Origin of the sequence: Cytobacillus sp. FSL W8-0315 (genome assembly GCF_038002905.1) — a bacterium.
Taxonomy (GTDB): Bacteria; Bacillota; Bacilli; order Bacillales; family Cytobacillaceae; genus Cytobacillus; species Cytobacillus pseudoceanisediminis.
In genome coordinates this window covers 1,882,649-1,899,384 of sequence record NZ_JBBOOC010000001.1, presented here as the reverse complement: position 1 = coordinate 1,899,384, position 16,736 = coordinate 1,882,649, and the positions used below count along the sequence as shown (strand labels likewise).

Sequence of the window (16,736 nt, the reverse complement as noted above, 5' to 3'; positions counted from 1 at the left end):
TAATCACAGGTTATCCACTGTTTCCTGTGGATAAGAGAACAGTTGTTCTAATCGTTTAATTTTGCTAGAGTAGGGGTACAACATAAAATCTTACATTATATGTATAAAATAATTCTTTTAGAACTGAAATATCAAGTGCCTGGAGGTGGGACAGGAATGCGTAAACTGTCAGATGATTTACTAATCGAATCATATTATAAAGCAAAGGAACTGCAGCTTAGCAAAGACTTCATTCGTTTAATCGAAACAGAAATCCACCGTCGCTCACTATCAAACAGAATAAAAGTTACTTCTTAAAAATGGACAAGCCCTTAATAGGGCTTTTTTTATTCTCCATATTCATTAAAAACTGAAATAAGCGGCCCAAACATTCACAATAGCGTCCCAATCCGCTCCCCTACTTTAATGTGAGCAGGAGTCCTGATTGACTTTTCAAGTTCGAATTTCCCTTGCTCAAACAGGAGAATGACAGTAGAGCCAAACGTAAAATAGGCCATTTCCTTTCCTTTTTCAAGCTGATCCCCTTCATGTATAAGTTCAATGGAATTTACAAACATAGCGCCAACCTTCACAATCGCGATTGCTGCATCTCCATGCCTCACCTCAGTTATGCTCCGATAATTTTTGGAAAGTGTATCTCTACCATATTTTAATCCCCATTTGTTGACCGGATAAGACTTCAGCCCAAGAATCCATTGATCTGCTACTTTTCCAGTGACCGGGCTGTGTATCCTATGATAGTGGCTCGGACTTAAATAAAAGATCATATAAGTGCCGCCTGCATATTTTCCTGCTTTATCTTCACCCAGCATCTCAGAGATGGAATAGTTTTTTCCTTTTACTGTAATAACACGGTCCTTCCGGATACTACCAACATCTTCGATAACAGCATCTACAGGACTGACTGCCGAGTTAGGGCTCAGATCTGTAACTCTTGCACCTTCTTTAAGCCTTCTAATGAAAAAATCATGCAGTGTTGGATATTCATTCAGGCTTTTTTCCATTTCACTTTCATTTATATTATAAACCCTTGAAAATGACGGAATGACCCGCCTGCTCAAATTTGATTTTGCAAATTTCTGCAGTATCCCGGATGTCCATCTTCCATTTGTCAATTCAATCAGCAGGCGATATACAGGTTTTAACAAACGACATGCCCCCTAAAAAAATATGTTCTTTACGAACAGGCATAAAAAGCATAGAATAAAATATTATTATATAACATATAAAACTAAGTTTGCCATAGACTTCCTCAGATTTGACACTTTTTTTATTTTTGGCTTTCTTGAAATACTGTGGATTGCTTCTTTTTATCCTTCCAGATTTTTCCCAATTAACGTACACTTTAACACATTGCCCATAAGAAAAAACTTCTTATAGTCTGCAGGCTGTGATTCCCAGGTGCAAGGAGTGTTTGACATGTTTTTACAGGATGTTCTTGATTTAACCATCAAGAAGCTAAAGGCACAGACAGCCAATATCTTAACTCTGTCTAACCTGTTCTTAGGGTGCTTTGCTATTTTATTTTCTATTAATGATAATTTGAAATTGAGTATGCTGCTGATCTTTATCGCAGCTCTTGCTGACCGTTTTGATGGGATGGCAGCGAGAAAAATGAATATTGAATCGGATCTAGGAAAGCAGCTGGATTCCATGAGTGATATTATTTCTTTTGGAGTTGCTCCTGCACTGCTCCTATACATGGGAGTCCTTTATGATTTTGGGGCACCAGGAGCTTTCTTAACTGCTCTATATATCGGCTGTGGAGCTTTGCGGCTAGCCCGTTTTAACATCAGTGACAATAATGGCTATTTTACAGGCTTGCCGATAACGGCTGCCGGCTGCCTGGCCACTTTATGCTTTCTGGCAATTCCATATTGGCCTTCACCTTTATTTCTCTTTATAATGCTGACACTTTCCATTCTAATGATAAGTCCTTTCAGGCTGAAAAAAATGTAAAAAAAGCCGTGCTCATAATAAGAGCGCGGCTTCTGCTTTTATTAATTTTCTGTTAATGCCAGGAATTCTTCCACATCGTCCATGCATAATTGAACGGCACTTTCCCAGAACTCAGGTTTTGTTAAATCTGCATTTAAATGCTTCATAGCTAAATCTTCGACTGTCATCGATGCAGTATCCTTTAATAATGCTATATATTTTTCTTCATACCCTTTTCCTTCTTTAAGAGCCTGTGCATAGATTCCCAGCGAGAACAAATATCCAAAAGTATATGGGAAATTATAAAATGGCACGCCAGTAATAAAGAAATGGAGCTTTGAAGCCCAGAAAGATGGATGATACTCATCAAGTGCGTTTCCATAAGCTTCTTTTTGGGCATCCGTCATGATTTCATTCAGACGGTCCGCACTTACAACTCCTCGTTTTCTTTCTTCATAGAATCGTGTTTCAAACAGGAATCGTGCATGGATATTCATTAGCAGCGCAACAGACCTTTGCACTTTATCTTCTAAAAGCGCCAGTTTCTCTTCTTCTGATCCAGCATTTTTCACTGCTGCATCAGAGACAATCATTTCTGCGAAAGTAGAAGCTGTCTCAGCAACATTCATGGCATAATTTCGATTCAGCAAATGAAGGTCCCTCATTGCATATGTATGAAATCCATGCCCCAGTTCATGTGCCAGGGTTGAAACATTGGATGGTGTCCCTGAGTATGTCATAAAGATCCTTGATTGACTGCTTTCAGGGAAGTAAGTATGGAAACCGCCTGGCGCCTTTCCTGGACGATCCTCTGCTTCAATCCATTTTTCTTCAAACGCTTTTTTAGAAAAGGCTGTCATTTCTTCTCCAAAGTGAGCAAACTGCTCAAGAATAAAATCTGCACCCTGCTGATAAGTTAATTTTGTTTCTGACTTGGAGAGCGGGGCATCCAGGTCATACCAGCTTAATTTCTCTAAGCCTAAAAGCTTTGCTTTTCTCTCCAAATATTTAATAAGAGGTGCTTTATTTCTTGAAATGACATTCCACATGGTATCCAGGGTTTCTTTTTTCATTCTGTTTAAGTCCAGAGGTTCTTTGAGGAAGTCGCTCCAGCCTCTTAGTTTATATATATTTAATCTAAAACCGGCTAAATGATTTAAGGTTTTAGATAAATAATCAGACTGGCTGTTCCATGATTTTTCCCAATTATCAAAAACTTCCTTGCGCAATTTTCTGTCAGGACTTGAAAACTTATTAGCAGCCTGTCCAACTGAAAGCTGCTTTATCTCGCCATTTTCAGTGTAAGGAATTTTTATATTTCCTACTATTACGTCATACATCTGTCCCCAACCGTGGTAACCATCAACTGCAAGGGCATTAATGACCGTTTCTTCCTCTTGCGAAAGTTTTTCTGAGGCATTTTCGCGGCGTTCGTTTAATACAAATGAAAGCTCAATTAAATCCTTATCATTTATAATTTGCTCCCATGAACTTTGATCTAAACTTGCAAGCTTCTGATCAAATGCCGTTAAAGCGTTTTGAAAAGCTGCACTAAGTTCCGTAGTTGTCCCTCTAAGATCTTTCGCTTTCTTATCCTCGGTATTTTGGGCCTGAAGACAGCTCACAAAAGCACCAGCCTGACGCACTTTTCTTGCCGTCTGCTGGAAAAGCTCAATGATTTCACTTATTGCAGCTGAATCTGCAGCTGAATTAGCAGGCTCCCAGTTATGTATTTGATTAAAAAATGAATCAATATGCTTTCTTGTTTCCAGTAAATGCTGATCAAATTCTGCTGAGTCGCTTCCACCCTTAAAAAAGACATCCAAATCCCAAACTGACGAATAGGCTGTTACAGTCATATGATCCCCCCATAAAAAATTTCGATTACAGAAATATTATACCGCGATTTTTCCGAAATTTCTATAAAATATCCTATATAAAAGAAGCCCATACCATTGGTATGAGCCAACTTCTGGTTATATCTCTACCTGAAATAGCCGCCGCCATAGTATGCAAATCCTCCAAAAACAAGCAGCAGGATCAGCAGTACAACTACGAGGGCCAGCCAGAATCCTCCGCCTCCATAATAACCGCATGGATAAGGAGGGGGAACGGGATAACCGCCATAACCATAAGGCATAACCTTTACCTCCCTTCGCCTTCTATTACTAAGATATGTAATTTATGGACCAGCGATTAGGCTTTTACACTAAAATCCCGGTGAAAATCGGTATGTTCCCAGCACCTCTCTTAGAATGGTTCATAGGATATACTAGAAGGAATTTTATGGGAGGAGTGTTAAATGAAAATTATCTCAATCTGTAAAAAATGCAAAGGTACAGGCAATATTACAGCATATAAATTCATAAAGAAAACCTGCCCTGTCTGCAAAGGATCCGGCAAAGTAACTAAGCACCTTTCCGATTTTAAAAAAGAGGAACGGAATAAGTTTTTTCTTCACTCTTTATAGGGAGCTATTTATCTGAACCCTTCCATAGGCAAGGGTTTTTTATTTTACGCTGAAATACTATATAATGACATCGATAATCATAATATCCGTTAAACTGATATGAATTGGAGTGAAATCAATGAAACAAGGCAGAATGATTTTGGCAGTTCTCCTGTTATTGTTCGCAGCTGGCTGTTCTGCTGAGAAAGAGCAAAGTAAAAAAACTGCTGATGAACCATCAAGTAAAACTTCAGATGAGGCTGACTATACTATTATTGAGGCATCAGCTCAGCAAATCGAGCATATTCAAGGAATTGGATACCCGGGAAATGATACTGCACTCTACCTATCGTCCAGCGATGGCTTAAAGTTTTATAAAGATGGCACTTGGCATGAGGCCACTTCCCTTAACCATGACTACATGGGTTTTCAGGCAGTCAAAGATGGATTTATTGTCAGCGGCCAGCCTGATAAGAACTCCGTCATAAAAAACCCTCTTGGTATTGTGAAAAGCACTGATAAAGGAGCTTCTTTTAAAGACCTGGCTTTTAGCGGAACAAGTTCCTTTCCTTTTTTAGCTGCCGGCTATGATACAAATATAATCTACATGATCAACCAGGAAAAAACCGAAGAGCTTGAGGCAGGTGTTTACCGCTCTCAGGACGCAGGCAAAACATGGGAGCCAGTCAGCTTAAATGGGCTTGAGGGTGACACACTTGGTATGATCGCGGCACATCCAACTGATCCGGAAATCATGGCTATGTCCACAAGAAGCGGCATCTTCTTCTCAGAGGATAGAGGTGAAAATGTAAAATTAGTATCTGATCCAATCATGGCTACAGCACTCACCTTCACGGAAAATAGCTTGTACTATGCGTATGCAGATCAGGAAAAGGTGCAAATGAGTAAAATCGATCTTGAAACGATGGAAAACTCACATATTAAAATCCCTTTTCTCAGCTATGACAACCCTATTACATACATTGCTGCCGATAATAAATCTAGCGGAACACTTGCAGTTTCAACGTATCTCAAAGATTTATATGAATCAGCAGACAGCGGTGAAAATTGGCAGCTTTTGTTAAAAAACGGAAGAATAGAATAACCAAAACGAAAGCTACTTGATCATAGGAACTTCACCTAAAACCGCCACGTTCAATGGCGAACGCTGCAGTCTGTACATCCTGTGCAAGTCCAACAGGCATAAGACTTCACGCAGGAAACCTCCCAAAGCAAGCTGTGGTCGGGCGAAGCATCTCTGCCGAAGCGTTCCTTGCCTGATTTCTGGAGTGATTTGGCTTATGACCCGGGCGCTGGAGCTGGATGCAGACAACATTTCGCGGATTTATTCACAACGCTCCATTTTATAGTTCCTATACAAAAACCAAAGGGACAGTTGAACTGTCCCTTTAGCTGTTATTTTTCCTTTTTTCTTTTTCCGCCCGATAAAACTCATGAAACATTTTCATCAGTGCCCTCTTTTCAATACGGGAGACGTAACTTCTAGAGATGCCAAGCTCTTTGGCAATTTCTCTTTGTGTTTTTTCTTTTTGCAGGTCAAGCCCGAACCTACCCACAATTACTTCTTTTTCCCTGTCATCTAAAACATCAATATACTCCTTCACTTTTTCCAGCTCCATATTTAACTGTATGGTATTAATAACATCCTCAGATTCCGACTTAAGAACGTCAATAAGGGATATTTCGTTTCCTTCTTTGTCCTGCCCGATGGGATCATGAAGGGATACATCTTTCTTCGTCTTCTTCAATGCCCGCAAGTGCATCAGTATCTCATTTTCAATACAGCGGGCTGCATAGGTGGCAAGTTTTGTGCCTTTACCTTCTGAATAGCTCTCAATGGCCTTTATCAGTCCGATTGTCCCTATTGATATCAGATCTTCAGAATCCTCGCCTGTGTTTTCGAATTTCTTTACAATATGGGCGACCAGCCTTAGATTATGTTCAATAAGCATATTACGGGCATGTGCATCGCCTGCAGCCATCAATCGCAGGTATTTCTTTTCATCTGCAGGAGACAGCGGTTGAGGAAATGCATTATTTTTTACATAAGATACAAGAAACACAATCTCCTTAACCAAAAACCCGAGTGCAGTTAAAATACCGGACATCGTTCCACCCCCGCTTTGAATGCGTTCAAAAACGTCTATAACTAATTCCTATGTATGGATGGAGTTGTTTTTGTCTGTCCAATCGAGATATTTTCTTCAGAAAATATTTTATTCTTCATTTTCTCTGCAATTAGACAAGCTATCCGTCACAGTAATAGGATATAATCATTCATGTAATAAATAATTTTGGCTGGTATTCCCAATACATAGCTTTGGAAGAAAGAGGTCTTGATATTTGAATGCCCAGAGAATCATTTTAGCTCTCGTTTTTTTTATTGTTCTGCTTGACAGCCTAGCCAAATTTATTTTCGAAGGTTTTTCTTTAAAGACCTTGCTGATATTGCTTGGAGTTTCTGGAATCGTATTATTTCTCTGGATTTTCCCAAACAAAAAGGACTGACTTTTCAATCCCAAAGTCAGTCCTTTTTCTTTTATTCCAAGTTACTCGGCTACGCTCACCTCAGCCGATATGATGCAGCCGATAGTGCCGCATACAACCAATCCCATTACGATCCAAAACATCTTTCACACCCCTATTAAATTCCTTATTTTCTTTAATGTAACATGGTTTCTGCTTCAGAAAAGGAGAGGAATATGAACATTCTGTTAATCCGGATCAAGTGGATCAGTTCCTTTTTTTACGGAATTTCAGGGTTAAAATTAAAATATGCAAAGACATGCACCATACCTCCTAACCGGTTACAGCTTTGTTAGGTGGAATCTTTCTCCACCCAGAAAATTGCCTGACGTCCTTGTAAAATGTAAAACATTTAGCAAACCACCTTTCCTAATTTTTTATACTTAAATTAAAATGGACGGTAAATAGAGAATTGACGATCTCGGTTTTGATCGATAATTTTTTTAGCCAATTGTTCGCGTACAACATCTTCTGCTGATAATTGACGTTTTTTTATTGTGACTGTCAAAAATAATATATTTAGTGTCATTAGATATTCCACCTCCTTATTCATATCCAGCCTGAAGGCACAAAAAAGCCGCAAAGAGATACACTCCCAGCGGCCTGGCCATAAGGCATAAAAAACCGCAGGGCACAATTCTCCCTGCGGCATGGATATGTAATGTCAATTAAGCAAATCTAAGCGATCCATTCCATGTAGGTCGAATTTGTAAAATATTTATTTAGCTGTGCTTCTAATACAATTGCTTTTAACATCATTTCATTCGACCTCCTTTTTAGAATATTTTCACTTATATTGGTAATTATATCCACAGTTATATGGTTTGTAAACCTTTTTTGATTATTTTTATTAATTTTTTTATTAAATAAAAAAAACGCCCGGAAATCCGGACGTTCATTTTATTTATTTCCTCATTAGGTATTCCTGTCCTTCATCCGTTTCATTCAATTTACTTCGGCAACGTTTTGAAAGGATAAAGAAAAGGATTGAGCCAAACAGGAAAGCTGAGGAAGATCCAGCCATTATATATAAATCAGAAACTGTGTTTGCAGTGTCAGGGATAATCAAACCAATGTAAAAAAATGATCCGACAGCAAGCATAGAAATTGCAAAACGCTTGAAATCCACCATTTTTTCAAATAAATGCTTTGCTTCATTTTTCATTTATTATCACCTTCTATGGAATAGATCTTATAAAAGACTATAATCCTACTTTAACATATATGGCAGTTGTGAAGGTGATGTAAATATTGTAAGCGAGGGAAAAACATCTAAATTAGAAAAGCAGAAGGCGCCTGAAGCTAGACAGTTATCGAAGTGCAAACATATAGGTGCTGATATTACGAAAAGACGGCTTCCCATGATGAAAAGCCGCCAAAACGCCGTTATCCTTTATTATTGCTTTAGAGAATCGACAATCTTCATTACCAGCGTAGCGGAATGAAGTGCCGCCTTCTCCAAAAATTGCTCAAATGAAACATCGGATTCTTTTCCAGCAATATCAGAAAGTGCACGAATGACAACAAAAGGAATCTGAAATTGATGGGCAACCTGTGCCACCGCCGCTGCTTCCATTTCTACTGCCTGCAAGTCTGTAAATTTATCACGGATATAGTCAACTCTTGCAGGATCATTCATGAAGGAATCACCTGTTGCAATTAACCCTCTGACAACCTGGATATCCCCGATTTCCTTTGCACACGCTTCAGCGATCTGCACCAGATTGCTGTCTGCTTCAAAAGCAGGCGGCAATTGGGGCACCTGGCCATATTCGTAGCCAAAAGCAGTAACGTCTACATCATGATGCCTAACTTCCGTGGAGATTACCGTATCTCCCACATTCAGTTCAGGATTAAAGCCTCCAGCAGAACCGGTATTAATTACATAATCCGGCTTATATCTCTCCAAAAGAATAGCTGTGGACATGGCTGCGTTTACTTTGCCTATGCCTGAACGGAGAAGCACCACTTCCGCGCCATTCATTTTCCCTGCTGTATACTCGCACCCGGCGATCGTTTCCTGGCTCTTTTCTTCTATTTTATCTCTAAGTAATGTTACTTCCTCTTCCATTGCTCCAATAATAGCTATTTTCATAAATAAAACCTCTTTCTCATTTTTCTAAGCTTTTGATTGCATTCATCAGTAATAGAATGCCCATATGCAATATCCAAAGTCTATTCTACCATCATAGACGGGATGTTTGCCATATTCGATAATCTATCCATACAGCCACCTATCCAGAATTGAAAGTTGCCAGACTTAAATGCACCCCATAAAATAAATAGTGAAAACAGTATGGAAGGGAAGGCGAATCACAATGAATTTTCAGTTTGATTTGATAGAAGATAAGGTTGAGTTCTTTGAGGCTCTTGCTTTAAAAGATCTTGAAAAGAAGATAAATGCACAAATTGAGCATAATAAAGCAATTCTTTTAACCGTCCATCACGTTTCCCATCAAATGCATCTCGATGAGAATGGGAGAACGTATTACTCGGCAGTGGTGCACTTTAAGGCAAAAAAATAAGGACGCCGCTGGCGTCCTTATTACCTAATTAATTTATTGCATTTAAAACTTCCACTTTGGATGGCTTCCAGCCTTCTCCGTCAACCCAGTCAATATAGACTCGGTACTTTTCGCTTTGATCTTTTGTGGAAATTGTCCCAACAGAGCTGTTTGGCCCATTATTGCCAAGGAACCAAACAGTCATATTGCCCTGTTCGATACCTGTAGCATATGAAATGGCACTGAGCATTTCCTGCCAATCCACATGATTTTGATCGTAGACAGCAGTATGTTCTCCGGACTGAGATGTGCCGACTGGTTTCCATGCTGGATTTTCAATCGTTTTTTCAACATCAGGCCCGCTTCCGCCTTCTGTTACGACTTGTTCTTTATCTTCCTCAGACTCATCTTCAGCTTCATTCTCTTCAGCCTCTTTTTCTTCTTTATCAGATTCTTTATCTGCTTTCTCTTTGTCTTTACTCTTATCCTGCTCTATGTCATTGTCCTGGTCTTCCTGGCTGCTCTCATTTTGTTTCGATTCAGATGCTGTCTGTTCATCAGCAGGAACTGCCTGGTCATTATTTCCGCTGAGGAATATTTTGGCTGATACAACAATAATTAGGACGATAACAAATGCAATAAGACTATTTAAAATGATATTGGTTTTTTTTCTTTTTTCCCGTTTTCCAAAACGGGATTCTCTGCTATTCCCTTTCAAGGCTTTCTCCTCCCAAATCTGTCAAGATTACAAGTAAATATCTAAAGGTGCTGTTTGATACACTAATATAATATATTTTTACTTATAAATCAGTCCGTTAATTTCCGCTACAGGCCGCAGCGAACCCGCGGGGAGTGCTGCGAGCTTCCCGCAGGAGTAAAGCGCCCTCCGCTCCAATCAACTCAGTGCATATGCATAAAATCTACATACGTTGATAGAATCAATATTAAAACCTAAACAGCGGCTGTCAACATTCTAACATGGAAACAGGTTATCTTAAAAGGAATAACCTATGGACTCAGGCACTGCCAGCAGTTATATGGACGACGGCAGCATGAGGAAAGTTACACTATACCATATTTGTTTAAGAGTCTGCAGAGCCAGATGGAGGATTTTCTTCATTATGATTATTGTTATAGATTTCTTTCACAATATCAGAAAAAAGCGGATTTACTCCTCCTGTGTCTTCAGTAACTTCCAGGTTTACAGCTACAAGGGCATATTTTGGGTTTTTATAAGGAAAATAACCCGCAAACCATTTATTGTGAAGCTGTTGCCCATCTGCCATAATACCTGTTTCTGCAGTGCCCGATTTGCCTGCAACCTCGTATGGAAGTTCTTTAAACCAGCGGCCGGTCCCTTCTTCATTTAATACTACTTCCCTAAGCAGCCTTTGAAGCTTCATAGCGGTAAAAGGGGCAATTTTATCTCCCTCCAGCTTCTGCTCCTTGAATTCTATAAGAGATGTACTGTTTTTATATTCTATTTTAGAAGCAACCCGGACCATTTCTTTATCTCCTCCTCTTGCTATAGTTGCCATCATGTTGGCAACAGCAAGTGGAGTGGCTCTCACTTCATGCTGTCCGATCCCTGTCAAGCCTGCAAAATTACTGTCTTTTTTTGCATCTTCTGACAGAAACACTCGTCCTTTTTCTTCGTCTTGAAGCTGTTTGAAATCATTAAAATGATAAATATCCCCCTGCCAGCTCACAGGACCCATTAATGAAAGTTTATCTGCATACTCCTCAAGGAGATCCGGGTTAATATCTTTTAGCTCCTTAGCAATGGAAGCAAATGTATTATTGCAGCTTCTGGCAAAGCTATCATTAAAATTCAGCATCCCATGCTGGTATTTAAGATCAGGCTCCCCGTTTATTTTCCTGCTGCAGTCAAATTGCCTTTTCGGATCGTCCAGACCTTGATCAATTGCCGCAGCTGCCACCACTGTTTTAAAAACTGATCCCATAATTTGCTGTTTAATCATATGATTTACTGTTCCGCTGCTTTCTTCATCAAAAGGATTATCTTTGTTAATGGATGGACGTGACACCATAGCCAAAACTGAATTAGTCTCTATATCAAGGAGGACAACTCCCCCTTTTTTAATCCCATGCTGATCAGCCAATTTTTCGGTCATCATCTGCAAATCGTAGTCCAAGGTTGTTTTAATATTGACCGGATAAAAGGGATTTGCCGGCTCAACATATTTTACATCAATCCCAAACAGCGGGCCGCCTGTCCCGTCCACATGATAAACAAGTTTTGATGCTCCTTCAGGAAGCAGAAACTCATCAAAACTTTTCTCCATGCCGGTAATGCCGATCATTGTGTCAGAAGACAGATCTTTGCTCGGATATCTTTCATTTAAAACGTTCTGATTTTGTCCAGTAATTCCAATAAGCTGGGCTGCAGGTTTTTCGGAACGGCTGTATTTCTTCTCAACAGCAAAGACACCCGGAATTTTCAATGCATTGATGTCCTCCATCTGCTCGAATGACAGCTGAATTGGCTCTGGGGTTCCAAAAGCAAAAGGCTCCTTTGCATTCTCAACTGAATGTCGCAAGGAATACTCCGAAGCACCTGTAATCTTAGATATCTTATTTATATCCCATTCCATTCTTGCAAGGAAGGGGAATAATATAAGAACAGATTTATTTTCAAATGTCATTGGGTTTCCGCTGCGATCCAGGAAATTCCCTCTTCCTGCATCAATAATCATTTCCTGGGAACGCTGGCGGACACTCGATTCCAATAAATTAATTTCTCTGTCTGTAAAATGCTCTGTTGAAACAAGCTGCAGCTGTATCAGTCTGCCCATAAGAAAACCAAGGACCATGAAACTAACGATTAGCCAGCCTACTGCTCTTTTTCTCCACATAAAAAACACCTCGTCAAAAGTCTTGACGAGGTTTTCTGATTTCAAACCAGCTATTCTTATTTAATGGAAACAATACGTACGTTCATTTCTCCACCCGGAGTCTGAACAGTCACTTCATCTCCAACTGTACGGCCAATCAGGCTTTTGGCAATTGGCGAATCATTTGAGATTTTCCCTTCAAATGGATCCGCCTCAGCACTTCCCACGATAGTGTAAGTTTCTTCGTCTCCATCTGGAAGCTCTACGAAAGTAACGGAACGGCCAAGTCCCACAATATCTCCGGCCATTTCTTCTTCTTGGATGATCTTTGCATTGCGGATCATATTTTCAAGTGTGGTAATCCTGCCTTCAACAAATGCCTGCTCTTCTTTCGCTGAATCATATTCTGAGTTCTCGGAAAGATCCCCGAAGCTTCTTGCGATTTTTATACGTTCAACCACTTCTTTGCGTTTAACCGATTTTAAATATTCAAGTTCCTGCTCAAGTTTTTCTTTACCTGCTTGTGTCATTGGGAAAACCTTTTCTGTAGCCAAAACCTTCACTCCTTCGAATTACACATCTTTAAAAGTATGTGTTCTATAATGTATGTACTTCTTTTTATCATATTTTTAGGAAAATGAACAGGAGCGCGTCCTTTGTTAAAGGGCGCGCAGATCATCTTTTTATGTTCACTGGCTCTGATAATTTTAAAATGCTGATCGCAAGCAACATAGCCATTCGGTAAAAGGATAAGTCCTATTGAACATTTTCAATGCTATTGTTTCATAAAAATGACTTTTGTTCAAGAATTGTTTGAATTTTTGTGACCATTAAATCGATGGCAACATAATTATGCCCGCCTTCAGGAATAATGATGTCAGCATATCTTTTGGTCGGCTCTATAAATTGATTATGCATCGGCCGTACCACATTTACATATTGTTCTATAACTGAATCCATGGTGCGTCCCCGTTCTTTTATATCCCTGAATAAGCGGCGGATAATACGCAGGTCGGCATCCGTATCTACATATAATTTCATGTCCATCAGATTACGGAGCCTCTCATCCTCAAGGATCAGAATGCCTTCTAAAATGATGACATCCTTTGGTTCGACTTCAATTACCTCTTCGGACCTTGTATGCATGGCATAATCATATACAGGCTTGTTAATCGGTTCATATCTCAGCAGGTTTTCAATATGTTCAATTAGCAGGTCGTTATCAAATGCAAGCGGATGGTCATAATTCGTTTTCAATCTTTCTTCAAAAGGCAGATGAGTCTGATCCTTATAATAATAGTCCTGTTCGATCATAAGGATTGAATGCCCTTTGAAACGATCATAGATCGCTTTGGTTACGCTCGTTTTTCCTGAGCCGGAACCGCCGGCCACCCCAATTACAACGGGTTTGCGTTTCATTGATTAGAGCTCCTTTCGCATCATGTTGTTAGGGTATACCGGCTTATCAACCTTAAATTGAACAATTTGAAGCGGATGGCGCGCTGCATCCAGCTCATTGCCTTTTTCATCCCATATTTTATCGATGACTTGTGTAAAATTGTCAATTTCCGGACCAAAGAATTCCACTTCTTCTCCAGGCTGAAATTTGTTTCTCTGCTGAAGGGTAACAACCTGTGTATCCGGATTGTATTCCAGTACAAGCCCAACGAAATCGATATTCGTCTTTTTGCTATGATTTCCAAACATTTGCTCTTTATACCCAGGAACCCCTTCAAAGAAAGCGGGAGCTGTTTCGCGATTAGCACATTTATCGAGCTCTACAAGCCATTCCTGCTTAATCTTGAAGTTATCTGGATCTGCACAATAGGCATCAATCACTTTACGGTACACGCTGACTACTGTTGCAATGTAATGAATGGATTTCATGCGTCCTTCTATTTTTAAGCTGTCGATTCCCAGTTCAATCATACGGGGAATTGATTCAATCAGCTTAAGATCTTTCGGACTCATGGCAAAAGGAGCATCTCCTTCGCTGTATAAAGGAACTTCATTCTCGCCTTCAAGCTGGTATAAATCATAATCCCAGCGGCAGGATTGACAGCAGCCGCCTCTGTTGGAATCACGGGCTGTCATATGATTGCTGAGTGTACAGCGTCCGGAGTAAGCAATGCACATAGCCCCGTGGATGAAGGTTTCAATTTCAATGTCTACCTTCTCCTTCATTTCTTTGATTTCCTCCGCACTTGTTTCACGCGCAAGGACGACACGCTCCAATCCTTCTTCTTTCCAGAACTCCACTGCTTTCCAGTTAGACAGGGACTGCTGCGTGCTTAAATGGACTTCTATCTCAGGTGCAACACGGCGGCAGGTTTCAATGATAAGCGGATCTGCTACAATGATTCCAGCTACTCCTGCTTCTTTAAGACCCAGCAAATACTCCTCAAGACCATCAATATTTTCGTTATGCGCGAAAATATTGGTTGTAACATAAATCTTAGCTCCGTATTTTTTGGCGAATTCCACGCCCTCTTTCATTTCTTCAAAAGTGAAGTTGCCTGCGTTCGAACGAAGGCCATATTCCTGTCCGCCAATAAACACGGCGTCTGCACCATAGTGGACGGCAATCTTCAGCTTTTCAAGGTTTCCTGCCGGAGCAAGCAATTCAGGCTTCTTTACAATAACCCTTTTGCCGTTGACAATTTCGGAAATTTTCTCTTTTACCGCTGCCATAAAGCTTCCTCCTCTTTCTTTTTAATTTAGTCAAATCAGTAGACGGTTTCTTTAAAGAAGAATCCTGTATCAAGCTTACGGTTTGCTGGCTGAATTTCTTCAATTTCAGCGAGTAGATCCTCTTTTATTTCATCGTATTGGTCCGGGTCTTCAACACATAGATCAATAGCTTTTCTGTAGAGCTTAGTGACTTCGATAATATATTCAGGACTTTTTAATACCCCGTCAATTTTAAATGAATCAACGCCAGCTTCAATCATTTCCTGCAGTTCATCAATAATGCAGATGTCATTAGGGCTCATGATATGGGTGCCATTTTCATCTTCAAAGATCGGGTATTTGTTTTCCCGTTCCTTATCGTGAAGGAACATATTTCTTTCCTGTTTGCGGTTTTCAACTTCCAGAGCTTTTCCCTGGTATTCATAATAATTGCCAAGCAAGGAGCGCTTAGATTGGAACATTGCAGTCATGCCATGAACCTGCACTTCAATTTCCACTTCAGCATTTTCTTTTATTTCAATGATGGCATCCATATTAATCTCTCTTGCCAGGACTGCGCGTTTAGCACCTTTTCTGCCCCAGTAATTGCATGTATACCAGTTTGTTGCAGTAGTTTCAGTATTCCAATGAAGTTTCATATCAGGTGCAGCCGAGCGGGCTGCCATCAATACAGCAGGATCCCCAAAGATGATAGCATCTGCATTTATTTCTTTTAAGAAACTGATATAGCCCTCGAGTTCAGGCACTTTATCATTATGAAATAAAGCATTCATCGCTACATACACTTTTTTCCCATGCTCGTGGGCAATTTCCACCGTTTTTTGCACATCTTCCCTTGTAAATTCTCCTGCAAGCCTCAGTCCAAAACGCTGTTCACCTACAACAAAGGCATCTGCACCAGCTGACACAAGCTGCTCGATATCTTCAACTCTTGCGGGTGTTACTAAGAGTTCAGGTTTTTTCATTATGATCACCTCTTTTTACTAATTGCCACGCCATCCCCAACAGGCAAAATAACTGTGTGGTATTCAGGATGACTCATTAACCATTTATTAAAAACATCAATTTTTTTAACCAGATTCCGGATACGTTTATTTTCTATATCAGGTTCGCACACAAGACCTTTAAAAAGAACATTGTCTGTAATGATTACGCCATCAGAAGAGAGATAGCGGGAATATAATTCAAAAAAACGCTGATATTGTCCCTTTGCTGCATCGATAAATATAGCATCATAGGGTCCATGTTTTTTGACATCCTCCTCAACTTCCAGAGCATCTCCCTTTATAATAAGGATTTGCTCCTTTTTCCGGGCTTCATCTATATATTGCTCGGCAAGCTGATAACGTTCAACATCGCGTTCAATTGTTACAATTTTCGCTTCAGGAACTGCAAATGCCATTCTGAGAGCAGAATAGCCAATTGCTGTGCCTACTTCCAAAATCGTTTTAGGCCTTTGGATGCGCAAAAGCTGAAGCATTGCCTCGATCCCTGCCAGTTCCATGATCGGTACATTATGTTCCCTGGCGAATTGCTCCATTTTGTCCAGTAACTGGGGTCTTTCAGGTATTATTTCCTCTATATATGCATGCAGCTTATCGTTCATCAAGCTGGCATCACCTCGTTCAGACGGAATTTTATTGTCAAGCTGCGGCTCCCAGGGACTCACAGGTCTCAGCCGCTTTTCTATTTAGACATGAAAAAATAGCGTTCACAGATAGGATGTGAAAATGCGCTGTGCGGCATTCCGGC

The 16,736-nt window shown here is 40.1% G+C and carries 18 protein-coding genes; 4 read left to right on the top strand and 14 right to left on the bottom strand.

From position 1 onward, the window contains the following. Positions 1 to 156: 156 nt before the first annotated feature. Positions 157 to 297 (top strand): sporulation histidine kinase inhibitor Sda, encoded by a 141-nt coding sequence (locus MKY20_RS09590; RefSeq protein ID WP_009333041.1) that lies wholly within the window; start codon positions 157 to 159, stop codon positions 295 to 297. Between the two features lie 74 nt (positions 298 to 371). Here MKY20_RS09590 and MKY20_RS09585 read toward each other — a convergent pair whose 3' ends face one another. After that, entirely contained in the window at positions 372 to 1,148 is a 777-nt protein-coding gene (locus MKY20_RS09585) for a phosphatidylserine decarboxylase (RefSeq protein ID WP_009333042.1), read from the bottom strand. A 271-nt stretch (positions 1,149 to 1,419) separates the two neighbouring features. Here MKY20_RS09585 and pssA point away from each other — a divergent pair, with 271 nt between their 5' ends. After that, entirely contained in the window at positions 1,420 to 1,959 is a 540-nt protein-coding gene (gene pssA / locus MKY20_RS09580; protein WP_019382881.1) for a CDP-diacylglycerol--serine O-phosphatidyltransferase, read from the top strand. Between the two features lie 41 nt (positions 1,960 to 2,000). On the opposite strand, the gene MKY20_RS09575 is transcribed toward pssA, so the two are convergent. After that, positions 2,001 to 3,797 carry a M3 family oligoendopeptidase gene (locus MKY20_RS09575; RefSeq protein ID WP_251175131.1) on the bottom strand — a complete coding sequence of 599 codons (1,797 nt, stop codon included), beginning with the start codon at positions 3,795 to 3,797 and terminating at the stop codon, positions 2,001 to 2,003. 125 nt (positions 3,798 to 3,922) lie between these two features. After that, on the bottom strand, positions 3,923 to 4,078 hold the full coding sequence (locus tag MKY20_RS09570) for a hypothetical protein (protein ID WP_009333045.1): 156 nt from the start codon (positions 4,076 to 4,078) through the stop codon (positions 3,923 to 3,925). A gap of 448 nt (positions 4,079 to 4,526) precedes the next feature. Between MKY20_RS09570 and MKY20_RS09565 the strand changes: the two genes are divergently transcribed. Beyond that, the gene (locus MKY20_RS09565) at positions 4,527 to 5,492 is read left to right on the top strand and encodes a F510_1955 family glycosylhydrolase (protein ID WP_251266926.1); all 966 of its coding nucleotides are present in this window, start codon (positions 4,527 to 4,529) and stop codon (positions 5,490 to 5,492) included. A 304-nt stretch (positions 5,493 to 5,796) separates the two neighbouring features. Here the strand turns inward: MKY20_RS09565 and sigK are convergent, their stop codons facing one another. The 4 genes from sigK to mtnN form a co-directional block, all read right to left on the bottom strand. Continuing rightward, a complete protein-coding gene (sigK, locus tag MKY20_RS09560) occupies positions 5,797 to 6,516 on the bottom strand; it encodes an RNA polymerase sporulation sigma factor SigK (RefSeq protein ID WP_009333047.1) in 720 nt (239 codons plus the stop codon). Positions 6,517 to 7,322: 806 nt separating this feature from the next. Next, positions 7,323 to 7,463 carry a YrzI family small protein gene (locus tag MKY20_RS09555; RefSeq protein ID WP_019382886.1) on the bottom strand — a complete coding sequence of 47 codons (141 nt, stop codon included), beginning with the start codon at positions 7,461 to 7,463 and terminating at the stop codon, positions 7,323 to 7,325. 375 nt (positions 7,464 to 7,838) lie between these two features. Further along, positions 7,839 to 8,099, bottom strand: a complete 261-nt coding sequence (locus tag MKY20_RS09550; protein ID WP_009333048.1) for a YrhC family protein — start codon at positions 8,097 to 8,099, stop codon at positions 7,839 to 7,841. Positions 8,100 to 8,330: 231 nt separating this feature from the next. After that, the gene (gene mtnN, locus MKY20_RS09545; protein ID WP_009333049.1) at positions 8,331 to 9,029 is read right to left on the bottom strand and encodes a 5'-methylthioadenosine/S-adenosylhomocysteine nucleosidase; all 699 of its coding nucleotides are present in this window, start codon (positions 9,027 to 9,029) and stop codon (positions 8,331 to 8,333) included. Positions 9,030 to 9,252: 223 nt separating this feature from the next. Between mtnN and MKY20_RS09540 the strand changes: the two genes are divergently transcribed. Then, on the top strand, positions 9,253 to 9,459 hold the full coding sequence (locus MKY20_RS09540) for a YrzA family protein (protein ID WP_009333050.1): 207 nt from the start codon (positions 9,253 to 9,255) through the stop codon (positions 9,457 to 9,459). Between the two features lie 28 nt (positions 9,460 to 9,487). Here MKY20_RS09540 and MKY20_RS09535 read toward each other — a convergent pair whose 3' ends face one another. The 7 genes from MKY20_RS09535 to MKY20_RS09505 all read right to left on the bottom strand — a co-directional run bounded on the left by MKY20_RS09535 (position 9,488) and on the right by MKY20_RS09505 (position 16,590). Next, a complete protein-coding gene (locus tag MKY20_RS09535) occupies positions 9,488 to 10,156 on the bottom strand; it encodes a YrrS family protein (protein WP_251266927.1) in 669 nt (222 codons plus the stop codon). A gap of 364 nt (positions 10,157 to 10,520) precedes the next feature. Continuing rightward, positions 10,521 to 12,314, bottom strand: coding sequence for a peptidoglycan D,D-transpeptidase FtsI family protein (locus MKY20_RS09530; RefSeq protein ID WP_019382888.1), 1,794 nt, complete (start codon positions 12,312 to 12,314; stop codon positions 10,521 to 10,523). Positions 12,315 to 12,370: 56 nt separating this feature from the next. After that, positions 12,371 to 12,847, bottom strand: a complete 477-nt coding sequence (gene greA / locus MKY20_RS09525; RefSeq protein ID WP_009333053.1) for a transcription elongation factor GreA — start codon at positions 12,845 to 12,847, stop codon at positions 12,371 to 12,373. Positions 12,848 to 13,076: 229 nt separating this feature from the next. Next, the gene (udk, locus tag MKY20_RS09520) at positions 13,077 to 13,712 is read right to left on the bottom strand and encodes a uridine kinase (RefSeq protein ID WP_009333054.1); all 636 of its coding nucleotides are present in this window, start codon (positions 13,710 to 13,712) and stop codon (positions 13,077 to 13,079) included. Positions 13,713 to 13,715: 3 nt separating this feature from the next. After that, the gene (locus MKY20_RS09515) at positions 13,716 to 14,984 is read right to left on the bottom strand and encodes a peptidase U32 family protein (protein WP_009333055.1); all 1,269 of its coding nucleotides are present in this window, start codon (positions 14,982 to 14,984) and stop codon (positions 13,716 to 13,718) included. 35 nt (positions 14,985 to 15,019) lie between these two features. Next, a complete protein-coding gene (locus tag MKY20_RS09510) occupies positions 15,020 to 15,949 on the bottom strand; it encodes a peptidase U32 family protein (protein ID WP_019382889.1) in 930 nt (309 codons plus the stop codon). A 5-nt stretch (positions 15,950 to 15,954) separates the two neighbouring features. Next, a complete protein-coding gene (locus tag MKY20_RS09505) occupies positions 15,955 to 16,590 on the bottom strand; it encodes an O-methyltransferase (protein WP_009333057.1) in 636 nt (211 codons plus the stop codon). Between the last annotated feature and the right edge of the window lie 146 nt (positions 16,591 to 16,736).